At 62.2% G+C, this 17,736-nt stretch carries 14 protein-coding genes and 1 pseudogene; 10 read left to right on the forward strand and 5 right to left on the reverse strand.

What is annotated here, in order from left to right; translation table 11 throughout:
• The first annotated feature begins 48 nt into the window (after window positions 1-48).
• On the forward strand, window positions 49-1,521 hold the full coding sequence (locus tag C1X29_RS17445; protein WP_102717985.1) for a winged helix-turn-helix domain-containing protein: 1,473 nt from the start codon (window positions 49-51) through the stop codon (window positions 1,519-1,521).
• Here the strand turns inward: C1X29_RS17445 and C1X29_RS17450 are convergent.
• Window positions 1,483-4,269 carry a winged helix-turn-helix domain-containing protein gene (locus tag C1X29_RS17450; RefSeq protein ID WP_102717986.1) on the reverse strand — a complete coding sequence of 929 codons (2,787 nt, stop codon included), beginning with the start codon at window positions 4,267-4,269 and terminating at the stop codon, window positions 1,483-1,485. The two genes, C1X29_RS17445 and C1X29_RS17450, sit on opposite strands and share 39 nt — an antisense overlap.
• Before the next feature lie 333 nt (window positions 4,270-4,602).
• On the opposite strand from C1X29_RS17450, the gene C1X29_RS17455 reads away from it, so the two are divergent.
• Window positions 4,603-5,172 carry a flavodoxin family protein gene (locus C1X29_RS17455; protein WP_102717987.1) on the forward strand — a complete coding sequence of 190 codons (570 nt, stop codon included), beginning with the start codon at window positions 4,603-4,605 and terminating at the stop codon, window positions 5,170-5,172.
• A 7-nt stretch (window positions 5,173-5,179) separates the two neighbouring features.
• Here the strand turns inward: C1X29_RS17455 and C1X29_RS17460 are convergent, their stop codons facing one another.
• The gene (locus tag C1X29_RS17460) at window positions 5,180-5,581 is read right to left on the reverse strand and encodes a helix-turn-helix domain-containing protein (RefSeq protein WP_064595111.1); all 402 of its coding nucleotides are present in this window, start codon (window positions 5,579-5,581) and stop codon (window positions 5,180-5,182) included.
• Window positions 5,582-5,828: 247 nt separating this feature from the next.
• On the opposite strand from C1X29_RS17460, the gene C1X29_RS17465 reads away from it, so the two are divergent.
• The 7 genes from C1X29_RS17465 (at window position 5,829) to ycaC (ending at window position 13,338) form a co-directional block, all read left to right on the forward strand.
• Window positions 5,829-6,812, forward strand: coding sequence for an MBL fold metallo-hydrolase (locus C1X29_RS17465; protein ID WP_102717988.1), 984 nt, complete (start codon window positions 5,829-5,831; stop codon window positions 6,810-6,812).
• Window positions 6,813-6,857: 45 nt separating this feature from the next.
• Window positions 6,858-7,781 (forward strand): LysR family transcriptional regulator, encoded by a 924-nt coding sequence (locus C1X29_RS17470; RefSeq protein ID WP_007956084.1) that lies wholly within the window; start codon window positions 6,858-6,860, stop codon window positions 7,779-7,781.
• 115 nt (window positions 7,782-7,896) lie between these two features.
• Entirely contained in the window at window positions 7,897-9,627 is a 1,731-nt protein-coding gene (locus C1X29_RS17475) for a hypothetical protein (protein WP_102717989.1), read from the forward strand.
• Between the two features lie 96 nt (window positions 9,628-9,723).
• On the forward strand, window positions 9,724-10,140 hold the full coding sequence (locus C1X29_RS17480; RefSeq protein WP_085698570.1) for a DoxX family protein: 417 nt from the start codon (window positions 9,724-9,726) through the stop codon (window positions 10,138-10,140).
• Window positions 10,133-10,759: an antibiotic biosynthesis monooxygenase gene (locus tag C1X29_RS17485; RefSeq protein WP_102688414.1), complete on the forward strand. Its 627-nt coding sequence runs from the start codon at window positions 10,133-10,135 to the stop codon at window positions 10,757-10,759. Before C1X29_RS17480 ends, C1X29_RS17485 begins: the two co-directional genes overlap by 8 nt.
• 45 nt (window positions 10,760-10,804) lie before the next feature.
• Complete coding sequence (locus C1X29_RS17490) at window positions 10,805-12,643, forward strand: amidohydrolase (RefSeq protein ID WP_102717990.1); 1,839 nt, start codon at window positions 10,805-10,807, stop codon at window positions 12,641-12,643.
• Between the two features lie 68 nt (window positions 12,644-12,711).
• Window positions 12,712-13,338 (forward strand): isochorismate family cysteine hydrolase YcaC, encoded by a 627-nt coding sequence (gene ycaC, locus C1X29_RS17495; RefSeq protein WP_039771508.1) that lies wholly within the window; start codon window positions 12,712-12,714, stop codon window positions 13,336-13,338.
• Window positions 13,339-13,618: 280 nt separating this feature from the next.
• Here ycaC and C1X29_RS17500 read toward each other — a convergent pair whose 3' ends face one another.
• Together C1X29_RS17500 and C1X29_RS17505 are read right to left on the reverse strand one after the other, a co-directional pair.
• Window positions 13,619-15,046: a mechanosensitive ion channel family protein gene (locus C1X29_RS17500; RefSeq protein ID WP_102688416.1), complete on the reverse strand. Its 1,428-nt coding sequence runs from the start codon at window positions 15,044-15,046 to the stop codon at window positions 13,619-13,621.
• A gap of 63 nt (window positions 15,047-15,109) precedes the next feature.
• Window positions 15,110-16,126, reverse strand: a complete 1,017-nt coding sequence (locus C1X29_RS17505) for an alpha/beta hydrolase (protein ID WP_102717991.1) — start codon at window positions 16,124-16,126, stop codon at window positions 15,110-15,112.
• Window positions 16,127-16,288: 162 nt separating this feature from the next.
• Between C1X29_RS17505 and C1X29_RS17510 the strand changes: the two genes are divergently transcribed.
• Window positions 16,289-17,188, forward strand: a complete 900-nt coding sequence (locus tag C1X29_RS17510; protein ID WP_064378896.1) for a LysR family transcriptional regulator — start codon at window positions 16,289-16,291, stop codon at window positions 17,186-17,188.
• Window positions 17,189-17,337: 149 nt separating this feature from the next.
• On the opposite strand, the pseudogene C1X29_RS29710 reads toward C1X29_RS17510, so the two are convergent.
• Window positions 17,338-17,736: pseudogene (locus tag C1X29_RS29710) on the reverse strand (hypothetical protein); the annotation flags it as partial.

A 17,736-nucleotide genomic window follows, 5' to 3' on the forward strand; every position in this document is an offset into this window, starting at 1 on the left:
CCCCGCGTGGTGGTTGTACCGTCATCGAGGCCTGCGAAGATAACGGACATGAACAGCCTCAACGAATTGAACTCGGCGTCGGTCCTGCGTTTCGGGCCATACGCGTTCCATTTGCGCCAACGGCTGATCCTCGAAGGGGATCGGCAATTGCGCATGGGCGGTCGTGCGCTGGACATTCTGCAAGTGCTGGTCGAGCGCGCCGGACGGGTGGTCAGTAAAGAGCAACTGATTTCGCTGGTGTGGCCGACGTCGGTGGTCGAGGAGATCAACCTGCGAGTGCACATCGCCGCGTTGCGCCGGGCTCTCGGTGATGGTGAAAACGGTCAGCGCTACATCGTCAATGTGCCGCAATGCGGGTACAGCTTCGTGGCACCGGTGCAAGGCGACAGCGTCGCCCAAGTGGTGTTCGAAAGCCTGCAAGCACCCCAACACAACTTGCCCGCACGGCTGACGCCGGTCACCGGTCGTGATTCACTGGTCGGTGGTCTGGTCCGGCAACTGCCGTTGACCCGGCTCCTGACGGTGACGGGATCTGCCGGTGTCGGTAAGAGCACCGTGGCATTGCGTGCAGCGGAACTGCTGCTGCAGCATTTTCGTGACGGCGTGTGGCAGGTGGATCTGTCGCAGACCGACGAAGACACTTCGCTCCTCGATCACCTGCTGAAAACCCTCGATATCGACTTCCCCACCCTGGCCGCGCGCCACGCCTTGTTGGTGCTGGACAACTGCGAGCATCTGCACGAAGCCTGTCGGCACCTGCTGCAAAAACTGCTCGACGCCGCGCCTCGTCTGTCGATCCTGGCCACCAGCCGCGAACCGTTGCGTCTCGGTCTGGAAGTCCTCCAGCCGCTGCCGCCCCTGACCCTTCCCAAAGCCTCGGCCCTCAACAGTGTCGCCGAGGTCATGGGCTATTCGGCGGTGCAGCTGTTTGTCAGTCGTGCCCGTGCGCGTCAACACGGCTTCAGTCTGCGTGAGCAGGATCTGGAAACGGTGCGCGATATCTGTCGGCGGCTCGACGGTCTGCCATTGGCGATCGAACTCGCGGCGGCGCAGATCGATGCGCTGGCGCTGGTCGGCCTTCAGACCCAACTGGATCAAGGCCTGCAAGTTCTGAGTCACGGTCGCCGCACCGCCGTGCCACGCCACCAGTCGATGAAGGCTGCGCTGGACTGGAGCTATCAGCGCTTGAGCGAGCAGGAACAACGCGTGCTGCAACGCTTGTCGGTGTTCAAGATGGCATTCACCCTGGATGCCGCCATCGGCGTGATCAGTTGCGCGCAATTGCCACCCTCGACACTGGTGGCAGTGGTCGAGCAGCTGGCGGCCAAGTCGTTGCTGACCACAGATCGGTCCAGCGGGACGCTGCGCTACCGAATGCTCAACACCACGCGCCGCTACGCCCGCGAACAGCTGGAGCAGGGCGGCGAACTGAGTGATGTCGAGCGTCGGCACGCGCGCTACCTGGGTCGCACCCGGCCAGCTTCAAGCGGCCGACTGACCGCGCAGTTCGTCGAGCAGTAAACGCACTTTGCGCAAATCCGGGGTGGCATAACCTTCGGTGAAGCGCTGGTAGATCGGTGTCAGCAATTCTAGCGCCTCACGATAACGCGACTGACGCTGCCACAACTGCGCCAGCGACGTGGCGCTGCGCAGTTCCCAGGCCAGGGCGCCTTGTGTCCGCGCAATCTCAAGCGATTGCTGCAAGGCGCTTTCGATCGTGTGATGGCAGGGCGATTCAGCCGCCAGCAATCGCTCGGCCCGGGCCCGCAAGATCTCCGCAGTACTCCATCCCGCCGCGCCACTTTGCGCGCGTTCGAGCAACGCATCATCAACGAAACCCGGATCCAGCGTGACCATGATTTCCCTGACCAGACCGCTGTCGGCGGGCGGGATGGCGGGGGCCTTGTCGGCGTCGATTACTTGCGCGTAGTGCCGCGCCCACGTGTAGAACAGCAGCACCGAATGCTTCTGCGCCTGTTCGAGCAACAGTTGCAGCAGTGCGCGGGCGTTCTGTACGTCGCCGTTGTAATGGGCGATCAGGCACGAGGCGAGTGCCAGGGTGTAGCAGATCGAAGTGCCGTGGTTGATCTGCACCGCGATGTCCAGCGCCTGCCGCGCCGTGCGCCAGGCCTGCTCGGGAAAACCTTGCAACCACAGCACTCGGGCGAGCACGGTCAGCGAGGCGACGCTCTGGTCGTATTGCACGCCGAAACCGTGAGTGAAGCGGTTGAGGTGGCCGCTGTGGGCCATGCGCTGAATGACCTGTTCGGCGTGGATTCGCGCCTGATGCTGATCGCCGGCGTAATGCAGCGCGAGTACCCGCAAGCGATGGGTACTCAGGGACAACTGCGCATCGCCGTGCACACCGAGGCTTTCGAATTGCTCGCTCTGCTCCAGCGCCATCTGGTAATGCCCGCAACTGAGGTTGACCGCCATGTGTCCCGACACTGCGCGCAACTGGCCGGCCATGTCGTCGTGCCGTTGCGCCAATTGGCGAGCGCTGACGAAGGCTTCGATGGTTTCCGGTGTGCCACCCCAGGTGTGGTAACAGGCGCTGCCCAAGGCCAGTTTCAAGGCGATTTCCAGTCGCGGGCAGGGCTCGTCGGATGACGCCAGCAATGCGAGTGCCCGACGCACATGCACGCCGTACTCCTTGAGCAGGGACAACTCCTGCCACAACGGCGCCGACGTCGCCGTCAGTCGAACGCCGAGCGCGCGCGAGCCTTCATCGTTCAGCGTCCACTCAAGCGCCGCCCGCAGGTCTTCGAGGCCACGGGCGTAGCGCTCGATCCAGACTTCGGTCGCCGTATTTTCCCAATCGGCCTGGGCCTGATGCATCAGCGCCAGGCTGCGTTCGGCATGGCGTTCGCGGGTTTCGCCGAGCTCGGCGGCCTGGTCGAGTTTTTCCAATGCATAGCGGCGGGTAGTGTCGAGCAGGCGATAGAACACCTCTTCATCGCCGACCTCGACGTTGAGCAGCGACTTGGCGACCAGTTGCGTGATCGACGCAAACACTTCGTTCGACTCGATGTGCTGACCGACGATAACCGCCGCCGCCGATTCCAGCGTGAACGCGCCACGAAACACACCCAGTCGGCGCAGGCCGGTCTGTTCGCAGCTGTTGAGCAGATTGAAACTCCAGTCCAGCGTAGCGCGCAGGGTTTTGTGCCGACCGAGGCGCGTCTGATTGCCTGCCGGCAAACGCCCCTGAAGCTGACTCAGCAAACCGTCCAGCCCGAGGCCCGCCACCTGCGCTGCGGCCAGTTCAAGCGCCAGCGGGATGCCATCGAGCCGTCGACAGATGTCGATGATCAACGGCAGATCAGCGTTGCCCGGCTCAAAGTGTTCGTGCGCCGCCATCGCCCGTTCGACGAACAGTTGCAGCGCAGAAAACCCCATCGCCTGATCGCGGTCGAGTACTGCAATCGGCGGCGGGCAATCGAGGGATTCCAGACGCTGAACGTACTCGCCCTCGGCGCGCAGGCTTTCGCGGCTGGTGGCCAGAATATGCACCTGCGGCGCGCCACGCAGAATGCTTTCACTCAGCAATGCCACGGCGTCGATCAAGTGCTCGCAGTTATCGATCACCAGCAGCATCTGCCGCTCGCGCAGGCTGTTGATCAGGCAAGCCATCGGCTCGCTGTCATGCAGCGAAAGATCCAGCAGGCCGGCGAGGTGCGAGCAGATTGAGCCGGGATCGTTGAGCGGTGCCAGATCCAGCAGCCGAATACCGTCGCGATAACGGCCGATCAGTTGCTCGGCGACGCGCAGGGCCACGGTGGTCTTGCCGATGCCGCCGGGGCCGACCAGGGTGATGCAGCGCTGGCGCGGCAGTTGTGTCATCAGGCTGTCGACCACCGACTGGCGACCGATCATCCGCGTGCGCCGCAATGGCAGGTTATGCCGGCCAAGGTTGGCGGCGGCGGGGCGTTGTTCGATGGATTGCAGCACGACCGGCGCGACGAAACTGTAACCGCGCTGCGCCACCGTGACGATGTAGCGCTGCCCGGCCTGACCGTCGCCGAGGGCCTTGCGCAGAGCGGCCATGTGTACCCGCAGATTGATGTCTTCCACCACGCTGTCCGGCCAGACCCCGGCGATCAGCTGCTGCTTGCTCACCACTTCACCGGCGTTGGCCAGCAGGATCAGCAGAATATCCATGGCGCGGCGGCCCAGGCGCAAAGGCTGGTCGCCTTCAAGCACCAGCCGCTGGCCGGGGTGGATCCGATAGGGGCCGAAACCGATGGCCTGATTCGGGGAAAGACTCAACCGCTCACTCCTTCGACGTTTTTTATGATCCTGGTCCGCCTCGGTGAAGAGTCCGTGACGGGCAGGGCGGAGATCGACTCGAGGGTCACGCAAGCCGTCTAATCCGCAGTATCCGGGCATATTCCTCAGGATTTGTCGCCAGTGCAACGTGCGCGCAACGCACGCGCCCCGGCATCGCTCGGCATCCAGTGCCGTCACCACTGTATTTAAAGGCCGGAACCTGTGCCGGCTCACCCGACAGCCGGGAAAAATTAACAACGATTAACTCGTCCGCGCCCGCTTCAAAGCCAAAACTCCGGGGCAATGGAATGCATACGTCCGGAGGACGCTGCGATGAGCAAGGTAGTGGTGGTCTATCACAGTGGCTACGGGCACACCCGCGTCATTGCGCAGGCAGTGGCCCAAGGTGTGGAGCGCCACGTGGGCAGCACTTGCCTGTTGCTGGCGGTGGAAGACGTGGAAGCCCACTGGGATGACCTGCACCGCGCCGACGCCATCATCTTCGGTGCACCGACCTACATGGGCAGCGCCTCGGCGGCGTTCAAGCAATTCATGGAGGCCACGGCCTCGTTCTACCTCGCCCGGCCGTGGCGCGACAAACTCGCGGCGGGCTTCACCAATTCCGGCAGCCTGTGCGGCGACAAGCTCAATACCTTGCTGCAAATGGCGGTGTTCGCGGCCCAGCATTCGATGATCTGGGTCGGGCTCGATCTGCTGCCGGCCCGTGCGTGCGAAGGTGTGTTCGACGGCCAGTTGAATCGCCTCGGCAGCTCCCTCGGCGCAATGTCCCAATCCAGCGTCGAGCAACCGCCCGAGCAGGCACCGCCTTTGGAGGACCAACAAACCGCCGCGCACCTGGGCGAGCGGGTGGCGCGACTGGCGCAGCGGATGGCTCGCGGATGAAACCGCTTCAGCGGTTTTTCATGACCTGACAACGCCACGCAAACGGATTGATCCCTTCGCTGCGAGTGAAGATGTGGCAGAAGTGCGCCTGATCGCAGAACCCGCATTCCAGGCTGATTTGCGTGAGGCTGTGGTTGGTCTGCTGGATCAACAGCTTGGCACGGGCAATGCGCTGGGTACGGATCCAGTCTTGCGGCGAGTACCCGGTACTGCATTTGAACGCCCGGGAAAAATGACTGCGTGACAGTGAGCAGGCGCTGGCCAGTTCGGTGACTTCAAGGCTGTCGCCGAGGCGTTCGAGGATAAGCTGTTTCACCAGCCGCTCGCGCTGCGGGCTGAGGCCGCCGGTGCTGGTCTTGCGGGGTTCGCTGGCAGGGGCGCGGGCGACGGTTTGCTGTAAGTGAGCCATGGCCAAGGTCCGTGTCGGTGGGGAACGCACGGTCAGCGCTTTCCCTCAGGTCAATAAAACAACGCTGCGCAGAGGGATTCATTGTTTGGCGAGGGGCGAAGGCTGACGAGTTAAACGTTGTTAATTCCACTGTCAGCTTCAACTCAGCACACCGCTGCAAGTCCCCATGACGGGAACCGGGCAGGATGGCGACGATGGGGAGCGGGCCATAAGGGCCGCAGAATCGGGCTCGTTCGAGGGGATGCATATGAAAGGTTTGTTCAACGGCGCAATCGGCGTGGCGTTGGTCGGTGTGATGTCCAGCGCCATGGCGCAGGCACCGCAGGTCGGCACGCAGGCGCCGGGTTATTTCCGGCTGGCGCTGGGCGATTACGAGGTGACGGCGCTGTTCGACGGCTACAACGATTTGTCGCCGAAGCTGCTGCAGGGCATGAGCCAGAGCCAGATTCGCGCGCTGCTGGCCCGTCGCTCGATTGAAACGCCGGGCGTGCAGACCGCGTTCAATGCGTTCCTGGTCAACACCGGCAAACAACTGATTCTGGTGGATACCGGCGCGGGCCAGTGCATCGGCGCCACTGCCGGCCAGCTCTCGGCGAACATGCAGGCAGCGGGTTACAAGCCTGAGCAGGTCGACGCGATTCTGCTAACGCACCTGCACCTGGATCACGTCTGTGGACTGGTCGACGGCCAGCAACAACCGATCTTCGCCAATGCGACGGTTTACGCCGCCAAGGCAGAAGCCGATTACTGGCTCGACCCGCAGGCCCTCGCCAAGGCACCAGCCGGCGCGCGGGAGTTCTTCAAGATCGCTCAGGACTCTACCGCGCCATACGTCTCCGCCGGGCGCTTCAAGACATTCGCGGCGGGCCAGTCGCCGTTGCCGGGCTTGGTCGAAGCCAAACTGGAAGCCGGGCACACGCCGGGCAGTACCACCTACCGTTTTACTTCACAGAATCAGAGCATCGTGTTCATGGGGGATCTGGTGCACAACCTCGCGGTGCAGTTCGATCATCCTGAGGTGGCGATCAGCTTCGACGTCAACAGCCAGCAAGCGATCAAGAGTCGTAATGCGGTGTTCAGTGCAGCGGCGGCCAGCAAGACCTGGGTCACGGCTGCGCACTTGCCGTTCCCGGGCATCGGCCATATCACCGCGGTCGACAAACACTTCCAGTGGGTGCCGGTCGAATACGGTCCCTACAAACGCGCGGCCAAAGTACCGCTCATCGAGTAAAGTGCCCATCTTTCACGTCAGGCTCAAACAAGGAAAACGTGCTCCATGAACCGAAACGATCTGCGCCGCGTCGACATGAACCTGCTGGTGATTTTCGAGGCACTGATGTTCGAAAAGAACCTGACCCGCGTCGCCGAAAAACTGTTCATGGGCCAACCGGCGGTGAGCGCGGCGCTGGGCCGCTTGCGCGATCTGTTCGACGATCCGTTGTTGCTGCGCAATGGCCGGGGCATGGAACCGACGGCGCGGGCGCTGGCGATTCTTCGGGAACTGCAACCGGCGATGGACGTGATTTCCGGCGCGGTCAGCCGGGCCAAGGAATTCGATCCGGCCACCAGTTGCGACGTATTCCGCATCGGCCTGTCGGATGACGCCGAGTTCGGTCTGTTTCCACCGCTATTGCGACAGTTGCAGGAAGAGGCGCCGGGGATCGTGGTCGTGGTGCGCCGCGCCAACTACCTGCTGATGCCGACGTTGCTGGCCTCCGGGGAAATCTCCGTCGGCGTGAGTTACACCACCGATCTGCCGGCCAACGCCAAGCGCAAGAAACTGCGCGACATTCCCTGCAAGGTCTTGCGCGGCGACAACCGGCCAGGCCCGTTGACCCTCGACGAATACTGCGAGCGACCCCATGCGATGGTGTCGTTCTCCGGCGATCTGAGCGGCAACATCGACGTGGACCTGGCCAAGGTCGGTCGCAGCCGCCGCGTGGTGCTCGGTGTTCCGCAATTCAGCGGTTTGCGCGCGCTGCTGGCGGGTACCGAGATGATCGCGACCGTGCCGGATTACGCGGCGTGTGCGTTGGTCGAAGGCTGTGCGTTGCGGGCTGAAGATCCGCCGTTTCCCATCGATGCGGCGCAACTGTCGATGGCGTGGAGCGGGGTGCATGACAACGACCCGGCGGAGAAATGGCTGCGGTCGCGGATCAGTCAGTTCATGTCGGTGACGCTGGATATTCCGGTGGTTTAAGCGTGCCGTTCGTCTGAATCAACCCGCAACCTGTTAGTTCTGACAGTGGTGCGTGCTCGTCTTCCCGTGTTTGATGGGCCAATGCCGAAGCGGCCAGCTATCAAGGGAAGTGAATATGGACACGCCGATTCCTGCGCTCACCCGTGACGATCTGCCACCACTGGCAATTGAAGAAAGTTCGAAGGGTTTCCTGGTGCCAGCGGCCGCCCGGTACAACCTGACGGTAACAATCGACTTCCCTTGGTTGCCAGGGGACTTTATTACGATCAAGGTGGCAGGAACTCCAGGTCCCGGTTCCTATACGTCGCCGCGAATCCCGATCGGCGGATTCAAACGCCCTTTTACGACCCACATTGACACCACATTGGTAGCATTTAATCTCGGGCTAACTGTCAGAGCCTTTTACACGCTTCACCGTGGCACTGAACCGTCTGTGGAATCACAAACTTTGCCGCTTTACATACCGCTCATCAACCAACTTGATCTGCCCCTGCCGGTGATCAAGGAGGCAAGCGACGAAGGTGAGGGCACTCACCTGGATGTGAGCGAACTGGCTGAGGTTACATTGCGTATCAGGTCATGGCTGCTGAGCAGGCGCGAGCAGTTCTTCTGGCTCCGGCTTACAGGTGTGAAGCCCGACGGCAGTGTCTGGGAGGCTTGGTATTGGAAAGCACCGGAGAATGTCGTCGGTAATGGATTCAGTCTGGGATATAAAGAGGAAAGAGTACCTGCTGCACCGCTGCAAGGTCTGCAAAATGGCAGCGTGCTGACGATGAGATTCTGGGCCGGGCTGCAAAACAGTCCGGATCTTTCCGAGGCCCAGGCATTTGCCCATCGGAACTACACCGTCAATACAGTTGCAACCAATACGCCCGGCATATCGTCGGTCACCGATGCCGAGGGTGAAGTCCCCGATGGCGCAGACACCCGCTACACCAGCGTTACCCTGAGCGGTAGTGGTTTCGGCGCGATAGACGTCTTTGATGGTCAAACTTTTCTGGACACCGTCAACGCAGTGGGCGGTATCTGGACCTATTTGGCAAAGGCACTGACCGGAGGCCTGCATTCGTTCACGGTTCGTTTGGCGGATGGCAGCGGGGGAACGTCCAGTCCGAGGCGAATCAAGGTCGTCATTCAGAACCTCGAGGTGACGATTGCCGAGGCGCCCGATAATGGCAATGTTGATCCGTTGGCGGTAGAGATGAATCTGACGGCTGTCGTGAATTACGACATGCAGCCCAACGACCGGATCAGAGTCCGCTGGACTGCTGCGCCGGGGACTCCGGCGGCGGGCTCACACACCACCAATACCCTCACAGCCGGCCCCACGCGTCCCAGGAGAATCCCTTTGCCGCTTACGCTCGTGGCGTTCAGCCTGGGCAAGCGGGTCACGGTCAGCGCCGAATATGATCGCGGCACGGCTCAGCCCGTGCCTTTGGGGCCTATTCATCTGAATGTGGGGATGATCCCGGCGGACCGGTTCATTCCTCCCGTTTTTCTCGAGGCCAATGGTACGTCGGACCTGTTCTTGGCCAGCGTGCAGGGCGGCGCAACCTTGCGCTTTGGTGTATGGCCGCATATTGCGAGATTGCAGTCACTCTGGCTGGATCTGGAGGGCGAAGACATCAACGGTGCCCCCCATAATCTCGCGATGTGGACGGGCAACGTTACCGTCAACCAGAGCTGGGTCTTCAATAACGGTTACAGCGTCATTGTTTTGTTCAGTTACTTGAAGGATCTGCGCCCCGGCAGCACGTTGACCCTGCGTTTCAGGGTCAATCTGGACACCGTCGCGAATTCGTCAACGGCTCAGGCTTTTGTCCTGCGTCAGTACACGATTCGATAGAGCGGGCGATCAAGAGCAAAGAGAGCACACCCATCCAATTTCCCCCCCGATCAATCATTGCACTATTCCCTGCAATGATTGATCAAGGGTGGGCCCATGAACGCTGTACAACGCAATGACCAGGCGCAAAACCTCGGCCTGCTGTTCCTGCGGGTGACCGGCGGGTTGTTTCTGCTGTTCGTCCACGGCTTGCCCAAGCTGCTGGACTTCACCGCGCAGCTGCAACTGATCGAAGACCCGTTCCACCTCGGTGCCCACCTCACTTTGATTCTGGCGATCTTCGCCGAAGTCCTCTGCCCGCTGCTGATCGTCGCCGGGGTGCTGGCGCGTCTGGCGTGCTTGCCTATTCTCTTTGTGCTGCTGGTGGCGTTGCTGCTCGTGCATCCGCAATGGAGTGTGGCCGAAGGGCAATTCGGCTGGTTGCTGTTGATCCTCTTCACCACTGTTCTGATCGCCGGGCCGGGACGGCTGGCGCTCAATGTTCGTTTGCCCGGAGTGCTCCGTTATGCCTGATGCCCAGACCCTGAAAAAACCGGGACCCGAAGAAACCGTGACGCTGATCGTCAAGCACCGGGTCAAGGCCGGTTTTGAAGCGCCTTACGAAGCCTGGCTGCGCAATATCGTCAGCGTGGCGGGGCGCGAAGAAGGGCATCTGGGCGTGGACGTGATGCGCAGCCAGCAGGGCGGGCTCGCACTGTTCACCTGCGTGCTGCGTTATTGCTCGACCGAGGCGATGCAGCGCTGGCTCGATTCGCCGCAGCGTCAGAAGCTGATCGATGAAGCGGCGCCGATGCTAGCCGACGGCGACCAGACCGAAGTCAACGCAGCCAACGAATTCTGGTTCACGCCGACGGCCGAGGCCGGCTCACCGCCACCGCGCTGGAAGCAGGCCGTGGTCACGCTGCTGGTGATTCTGCCGCACACCTTGCTGGTGCCGCTGATCTGGGGGCCGTTGCTGCAACTCAATGCCTTTCTCTCCAACTACGTGGTCGCCACGTTCCTGATCACCCTGACCATCGTGGTGTCGGTGGTTTACGTGTTCATGCCGCCGGTGACCCGTCTGTTCGCGCCGTGGCTGGAAGCCGGTCAGTCACGCAAAAAAACCGAATCCAATGCCAATCCGCTGCGCTGAAGCGGCGGGTCCGGGCTCCGTTTCACTTATCTCGAAGGAACTGCGATGAACGCCGATCTGATTCTGTTCAATGGCCAATTTCATACGGTAGACCGCGAAAAACCCCTCGCCAGTGCCGTGGCGATCAAGGACGGCCGCTTTGTCGTCGTCGGTAACGATACGCAAGCCATGGCCCTGCGCGGCGCCGGTACGCAAGTGGTCGACCTCAAGGGCCGCTGCGTGATTCCCGGCCTCAACGACTCGCACTTGCACCTGATCCGTGGCGGCTTGAACTACAACCTCGAACTGCGCTGGGAAGGTGTGCCGTCGCTGGCCGATGCGCTGCGCATGCTCAAAGATCAGGCCGACCGCACGCCGACCCCGCAATGGGTGCGCGTGGTCGGTGGCTGGAACGAATTCCAGTTCGCCGAAAAACGCATGCCGACCCTCGAGGAAATCAACCAGGCAGCGCCGGACACCCCGGTGTTCATCCTGCACCTGTATGATCGTGCGTTGCTCAACCGCGCCGCGTTGCGCGTCGCCGGCTACACCCGCGACACGCCGAACCCGCCGGGCGGCGAGATCGTGCGCGATGCCAACGGCAACCCGACCGGCATGCTGGTGGCGCGGCCGAACGCGATGATCCTGTACTCGACGCTGGCCAAGGGGCCGAAGCTGCCGCTGGAATATCAGGTCAACTCGACCCGCCAATTCATGCGCGAACTCAATCGCCTCGGCCTGACCAGCGCCATCGATGCCGGCGGCGGTTTCCAGAACTATCCGGACGATTATCAGGTGATCGAACAACTGGCCAAAGACGACCAGTTGACCGTGCGCATCGCCTACAACCTGTTCACCCAGAAGCCGAAAGAAGAGCTGACCGACTTCCAGAACTGGACCGGCAGCGTCAAGTTGCATCAGGGCGATGACTTCCTGCGCCACAACGGCGCCGGGGAAATGCTGGTGTTCTCGGCAGCCGACTTCGAAGACTTCCTCGAACCGCGCCCGGACCTGCCGCAAACCATGGAACAGGAACTGGAGCCGGTGGTGCGCCACCTGGTCGAACAGCGCTGGCCGTTCCGTCTGCACGCCACCTACAACGAATCCATCAGCCGCATGCTGGATGTGTTCGAGAAGGTCAACCGCGATATTCCGTTCAACGGCCTGCCGTGGTTCTTCGACCACGCCGAAACCATCACCCCGCAGAACATCGAGCGGGTGAGGGCACTGGGCGGCGGCATCGCGATTCAGGATCGCATGGCGTTCCAGGGCGAATACTTCGTTGACCGTTACGGCAAACAAGCCGCCGAAGCCACACCGCCAATCAAGCGCATGCTTGCCGAAGGCGTGCCGGTCGGCGCGGGCACCGATGCCACGCGGGTGTCCAGCTACAACCCGTGGACCTCGCTGTACTGGATGGTCAGCGGTCGCACCGTCGGCGGTCTGGCGCTGTACGAAGAAGGTTTGCCACGCACCACCGCGCTGGAACTGTTCACCCACGGCAGTGCCTGGTTCTCGTCCGAGCAGGGCAAGAAGGGCCAGATCAAGGTCGGGCAACTGGCGGACCTGGCAGCGCTGAGCGCGGACTTCTTCCATGTCGAAGAAGAAGCGATCAAGTGGATCGAGTCGGTGCTGACCGTGGTCGGCGGCAAGATCGTTTACGCCGCCGGTGACTTCGAAGACCTCGGCCCACGTGCATTGCCGGTGCTGCCGGACTGGTCGCCGGTGGTGAAAGTCCCGGGCCACTGGCGCCCGAATTCGCCCTTGCAGGCCCAGGTGCACCAGTGCAGCGGCCCGTGCGCGGTGCATACCCACAGCCATGAAAAAGCGCGGATGTCGAATGCGCCGGTCAGCGACTTCGCCGGTTTCTGGGGCGCGTTCGGTTGCTCCTGCTTCGCGTTCTGATCCTTTTGAAAAGCGCCGCTCTGTGTGAGCGGCGCTCCCCGCAACAACCATCCATCGAGGAGTTTCACATGAGCAACGTTCCTTACAGCCGCCTGAACAAAGACGATGCCGTTGTACTGTTGGTCGACCACCAGACCGGTCTGATCTCGCTGGTACAGGATTTCTCGCCGAACGAGTTCAAGAACAACGTGCTGGCGCTGGGCGACATCGCCAAGTTCTTCAACCTGCCGACCATCCTCACCACCAGCTTCGATTCCGGCCCGAACGGCCCGATCGTGCCTGAGCTGAAAGAGCAATTCCCGGACGCGCCGTTCATTGCCCGCCCTGGCCAGATCAACGCCTGGGACAACGAAGATTTCGTCAAGGCCATCAAGGCTACTGGCCGCAAGCAACTGATCATCGCCGGTGTGGTGACTGACGTGTGCGTAGCGTTCCCGACCCTGTCGGCCATCGCTGAAGGTTTTGAAGTGTTCGTGGTGACCGACGCTTCCGGCACCTTCAACACCACCGTGCAGCAGGCTGCCTGGGCGCGGATGTCGGCTGCCGGCGCGCACCTGTTGAACTGGTTTGCTGTGGCCTGCGAGCTGCAAGTCGACTGGCGCAACGATATGGAAGGCCTGGCGAATCTGCTGTCGCAGCGTCTGCCTAACTATCGCAACCTGATCAACAGCTACACCAAGTTCACTGCCCAGTAATTGGCTGAACAAAATGCCCGCTGAAGAGCGGGCATTTTTTTTGCGGTGTTGGTGAGTGTGTATTTTCACTTCGAAAACCAGCCCTCACCCCAGCCCTCTCCCGGAGGGAGAGGGAGCTGACCGAGTTGTTCTTTCGAGGTACATCGACCTGAAAAATCGAGTCGAACTCAGGTTTTGAAAAGCACCGAGATCGGCTCCCTTTCCCCCTCGCCCCCTGGGGGAGAGGGTTGGGGTGAGGGGGTTGGATTTTGAAGTTAAAGAAGATTGAAAGCCCGGTGAATTATCGCTTCTGCAACCATCCCAGAAATCCACCTTTGCGAACCGGCACAGGCTTGGCCATCAACGCCAGCCGACTGTTCTGCTGCCGCACTGCCTGCAACTTGTTCAACGCCCGACCCACTTCACTGCGCTGTTCCATGCACTGGCGAGTCAGGTTCTTGTCGAGGCGATAAATGATCGAAGACGTCAGCGCGGTAAACGTCGCTTGCGAAGGCGTGTCCGCGAGGATGCTTTGCTCACCCATGACCTCACTCGGCCCCATGCGCCCGGCCTCGGTGAAGCCGTTGCCGTCCGGTACGCTGGCGCTGACCACGCCGGTGGCGATGACGAACAGGCTGTCCGGGACCTCCTCCAGATTGAGCACCACCTGCCCGGCGCTGTACTGCTGCGCGACCATCGATTCGGCGAGGCGATCGCGTTCCTCGTGGCTCAGCGAGCGGAAGATCTTCACTTCATCGAGCAGGGCGCGGGCGCGGGTCGACGGTTCGATCACGCCGTCCGGATGCCGCGAGATGCCGGCGGCTTCAAGATGGCGGTGGGCGAGGTCGAACAGTTGATTGCGCACGTCGCTTTTCTTGCCCAGTTCGGCGATGAAACCGCTGGCCACGTATTCCGACATTTCGTCGCCGGCCTCTTTCAACACGGCTTTCGGTGCAGGCGACAGCAACAGGCTGCTGCTGCCTTGCAGCGTGCGGTCGAGGGCATCGAGCACCCGGCGCGGGCGGATGTGGTTCGGCACCTTGATGCTGATCGACACGCCGTGCAGGTTGTTCGGGCGGCTGAGGTTGACGATCTTGGCCTTGGCCGCCACCGAGTTCGGCACCACGGCCAGGGTGCCGGTGCTGGTCAGCAGATGCGTGGCGCGCCAGTTGATGTCGAGCACCTTGCCTTCGACGCCGTCGATGACCACCAGATCATCCACCTGATACGGCTTGGTGGTGTTAAGCACGATGCCGGAAAACACGTCGGCCAAGGTGCTTTGCAGCGCGAGACCGATGACGATCGCCACCACGCCGGAAGTCGCGAGCAGGCCTTTGACTGGCAGATCCAGCACATAACCGGCCGCCGCGACGATGGCCGCCAGAAACACCAGCGCTCCGATCACGTCCTGCAACAGCCGGCCGCTGTGGCCGATGCGGCGCATCAGGATCAAGCCGATGACTTCGGTCAGCACCCGCGCCGCGTACAGCCACCAGAGAATCCCCAGCGCTGTCGCCCCGAGTTGCGCCACCGGGTCATCGGCGAACAACGGCGCCTGCAACGGGCTGACACCGGCGTTGATGGCCAGTGCGTTGAAGCCCAGAAACAGCACCAGTCGCACAGCGACCCGTTGCGCACGATGCTTGAACGGCACGAGATGCCAGAGCAAGGTGTCGAGCACCAGCAGCAGGGCGCTCCAGGACAGCAGGTGGGCAGAAAAAAGGCTCATGAGGTGAACTCCGGCGGGCACAAAAGAAAACGCCACACCCGAAGGTGTGGCGAGGAGTTGCACTCAGTTCAGATGGGTCTTGAGTTCCGCTGCGGCCTGGCGCACGGCGGCTTTCACTTCAGGAATCCCGTTCAGCGGGTTGAGCAGGCCGAAGTCGTGAATCATCCCGTTGTAACGCACCGAGGTCACCGCTACACCGGCCGCGTCGAGGTGGCGGGCGTAGCCTTCGCCTTCGTCACGCAGCACGTCGAACTCGGCGGTCTGCACCAGCGCGGCGGGTAGGCCCTTGAGCTGTTCGGCGCTGGCGTTGAGCGGCGAGGCATGGATCTGCGCACGCTCGGCCGGGTTGGTGGTGTAGTTGTCCCAGAACCACTGCATCATGCCCTTGGTCAGGAAATGGCCCTCGGCGAATTGCTGGTACGAGCCGTTATCAAACCCGGCGTTGGTCACCGGCCACATCAGCAACTGGAAGCGCAGGGCCGGGGTTTTCTGTTCCTTGGCCATCAGCGCCACGACTGCCGCCATGTTGCCGCCGACGCTGTTGCCGGCCACCGCCAGACGCTTGCCGTCGACTCCGATGTCCTTGCCGTGCTCGGCCACCCATTTGGTTGCCGCGTAAGCCTGATTGATCGCGGTCGGGTACTGCGCTTCCGGCGACGGCGTGTAGTCGACGTACACCGCGACCGCGCCGGAACCCACCACCAGATCACGGATCAAGCGTTGGTGCGTCGGGAAGTCGCCCAGCACCCAGCCGCCACCGTGGAAGAACATGAACACCGGCAACTCGCCCTTGACCTTGGCCGGACGCACCACTTTCAGGTTGATCGTCTGGCCGTCGACCTTGATCGCCTTGTCGCTGACTTCAACGCCGGACAGGTCAACCTTCACCGAAGCCTGGGCGCCGGTCAGCACCGCACGGGCGTCTTTCGGGCTCAGTTGCTCGAGCGGTTTTCCACCGCCGGCGGCGAGGGCGTCGAGGAAGGCCTGGGTGTTGTGTTCGACGCCAGTGCTTTCGGCGGCGAAGGCGTTGCCGATGGACAGGGCGAGGAGGGAAGCGGCGAGGGTTTTCTTGATGTTCATGTGCAATTCCTTTTTAAGTCGTTTGAGTTTTTGTATGCCTTGGGATCGGGCTGCTGTGGCGCTGGGCTTCAGGCCTCAGCAACACCGTGAGCACAGATTAATGAGGTGCCGGAAAGTGAAAAAGCGGCTATAAAGCGTTTAACTGTCAACCAGAGAGTGACAATGAACCCGTTCGAAGACATGCGTATTTTTTGCCAGGTGATGGACTCCGGCAGCTTCACGGCGGCGGCCGATCAATTGGGCTTGTCCAAGCAGTTCGTCAGCCGTCGCCTGATGCAGTTGGAGGAACGCCTGGGCGTGCGATTGCTCAACCGTTCGACCCGGCGCCTGGACGTGACGCCGCTGGGCCAGAGCTATTACGAGTCGGCGCTGCGTTTGCTCGGTGAAGTGGAGTCGGTGGAGCAGGGCATTGCCGGGCAGACTGCTGAGCCGCGCGGGGCGATTCGCGTGAGTGCGCCGCTGTCGTTCGCGCTGGCGCATCTGGGCTGCTTGCTGCCGCCGTTTCTGCAGCGTTATCGCGAGGTCACGGTGGAGGTGGACTTGAGCGACCGGCCGGTGGATCTGCTGGGCGAGGGTTACGACCTGGCGTTGCGCATTGGCGTATTGGAGGACTCGACCCTGATCGCCCGACGCATCGCGTCAATCGAGCGGGTGTACTGCGCCAGTCCGGCGTATCTGGCCGAGCGCGGTACGCCGGTCAAACCGGAAGATTTGCTGGGCCACGACTGTCTGCCATACGGCCACGGGCGTTCGGTGCAGTGGCGGTTCAACGCGGGGCAGGGCAAGCCGCTGCTGGTGAATGTCACCGGGCGGATGCGCGTCAACAACGGTGAGTTGCTGCGGGATGCGGCGGTGGCGGGGATGGGGATTACCTATCTGCCGACGTTCATTGTCGGCGCGGCGCTGAAGGATGGGCGGCTCGTGCCGGTGCTGGACGAGTTTCGGCCGGAACCGCTGACGCTGTCGGCGGTGTACCCGCAGCATCGTCAGGCGTCTCGGCCGGTGCAGGCGTTGATCGAGTTTTTGCGGGAGCGGCTGGATCAGAATCATGTCGCTCTCTAGGTTTTGCGGTGAACTGGTGGGCACCGATGAGCCCTGTGGGAGTCGGGCTTGCCCGCGATAACGGTGGGTCAGTTAGTGATGCTTTAACTGACCAGGCCTCATCGCTGGCAAGCCAGCTCCCACAGGGATTGCGGTGCTTTCAGTTCGGGTCAGTTGGCGCGCTTGTCATCGCCAGGCTCGCCGCCGACGTGAACACCGCGATCATCACCGGGTTCGCCCGCGGCATGCAGGCCTCGGTCATCACCGATTTCGCCGGCACGATGTACGCCATGGTCGTCACCGATTTCACCAGCGCGATGTACACCGTGGTCATCGCCGACCTCTCCGGACCGATGCACACCGTGGTCGTCGCCGGGTTCAGAATGCGTGCCGCTGCGACCGGATGACGCCGTGTTGCCGGAGTGGCCCGAGCCGTGGTCACTGCCGCTGTGGCCACTGTTGCCACCGCCGCCACTGCCACTGTTGCCGGCACTGCCGCTGCCGCCGTGACCACCACCATTGCCGCCACTGCCGCTGCCTCCGCCGTGACCACCACCGCTGCCGCCGCC

Source organism: Pseudomonas sp. GW456-12-10-14-LB2 (assembly GCF_002884345.1).
GTDB classification, from domain to species: domain Bacteria; phylum Pseudomonadota; class Gammaproteobacteria; order Pseudomonadales; family Pseudomonadaceae; genus Aquipseudomonas; species Aquipseudomonas paraglycinae.

What these genes read in the sequence shown, in the direction of transcription:
- C1X29_RS17445 (WP_102717985.1), top strand. Translation starts at nt 49, where the DNA reads ATGAACAGCCTCAACGAATTGAACTCGGCGTCGGTCCTGCGTTTCGGG.
- C1X29_RS17455 (WP_102717987.1), top strand. Translation starts at nt 4,603, where the DNA reads ATGAGCAAGGTAGTGGTGGTCTATCACAGTGGCTACGGGCACACCCGC.
- C1X29_RS17460 (WP_064595111.1), bottom strand. Translation starts at nt 5,581, where the DNA reads ATGGCTCACTTACAGCAAACCGTCGCCCGCGCCCCTGCCAGCGAACCC.
- C1X29_RS17465 (WP_102717988.1), top strand. Translation starts at nt 5,829, where the DNA reads ATGAAAGGTTTGTTCAACGGCGCAATCGGCGTGGCGTTGGTCGGTGTG.
- C1X29_RS17470 (WP_007956084.1), top strand. Translation starts at nt 6,858, where the DNA reads ATGAACCGAAACGATCTGCGCCGCGTCGACATGAACCTGCTGGTGATT.
- C1X29_RS17475 (WP_102717989.1), top strand. Translation starts at nt 7,897, where the DNA reads ATGGACACGCCGATTCCTGCGCTCACCCGTGACGATCTGCCACCACTG.
- C1X29_RS17480 (WP_085698570.1), top strand. Translation starts at nt 9,724, where the DNA reads ATGAACGCTGTACAACGCAATGACCAGGCGCAAAACCTCGGCCTGCTG.
- C1X29_RS17485 (WP_102688414.1), top strand. Translation starts at nt 10,133, where the DNA reads ATGCCTGATGCCCAGACCCTGAAAAAACCGGGACCCGAAGAAACCGTG.
- C1X29_RS17490 (WP_102717990.1), top strand. Translation starts at nt 10,805, where the DNA reads ATGAACGCCGATCTGATTCTGTTCAATGGCCAATTTCATACGGTAGAC.
- ycaC (WP_039771508.1), top strand. Translation starts at nt 12,712, where the DNA reads ATGAGCAACGTTCCTTACAGCCGCCTGAACAAAGACGATGCCGTTGTA.
- C1X29_RS17500 (WP_102688416.1), bottom strand. Translation starts at nt 15,046, where the DNA reads ATGAGCCTTTTTTCTGCCCACCTGCTGTCCTGGAGCGCCCTGCTGCTG.
- C1X29_RS17505 (WP_102717991.1), bottom strand. Translation starts at nt 16,126, where the DNA reads ATGAACATCAAGAAAACCCTCGCCGCTTCCCTCCTCGCCCTGTCCATC.
- C1X29_RS17510 (WP_064378896.1), top strand. Translation starts at nt 16,289, where the DNA reads ATGAACCCGTTCGAAGACATGCGTATTTTTTGCCAGGTGATGGACTCC.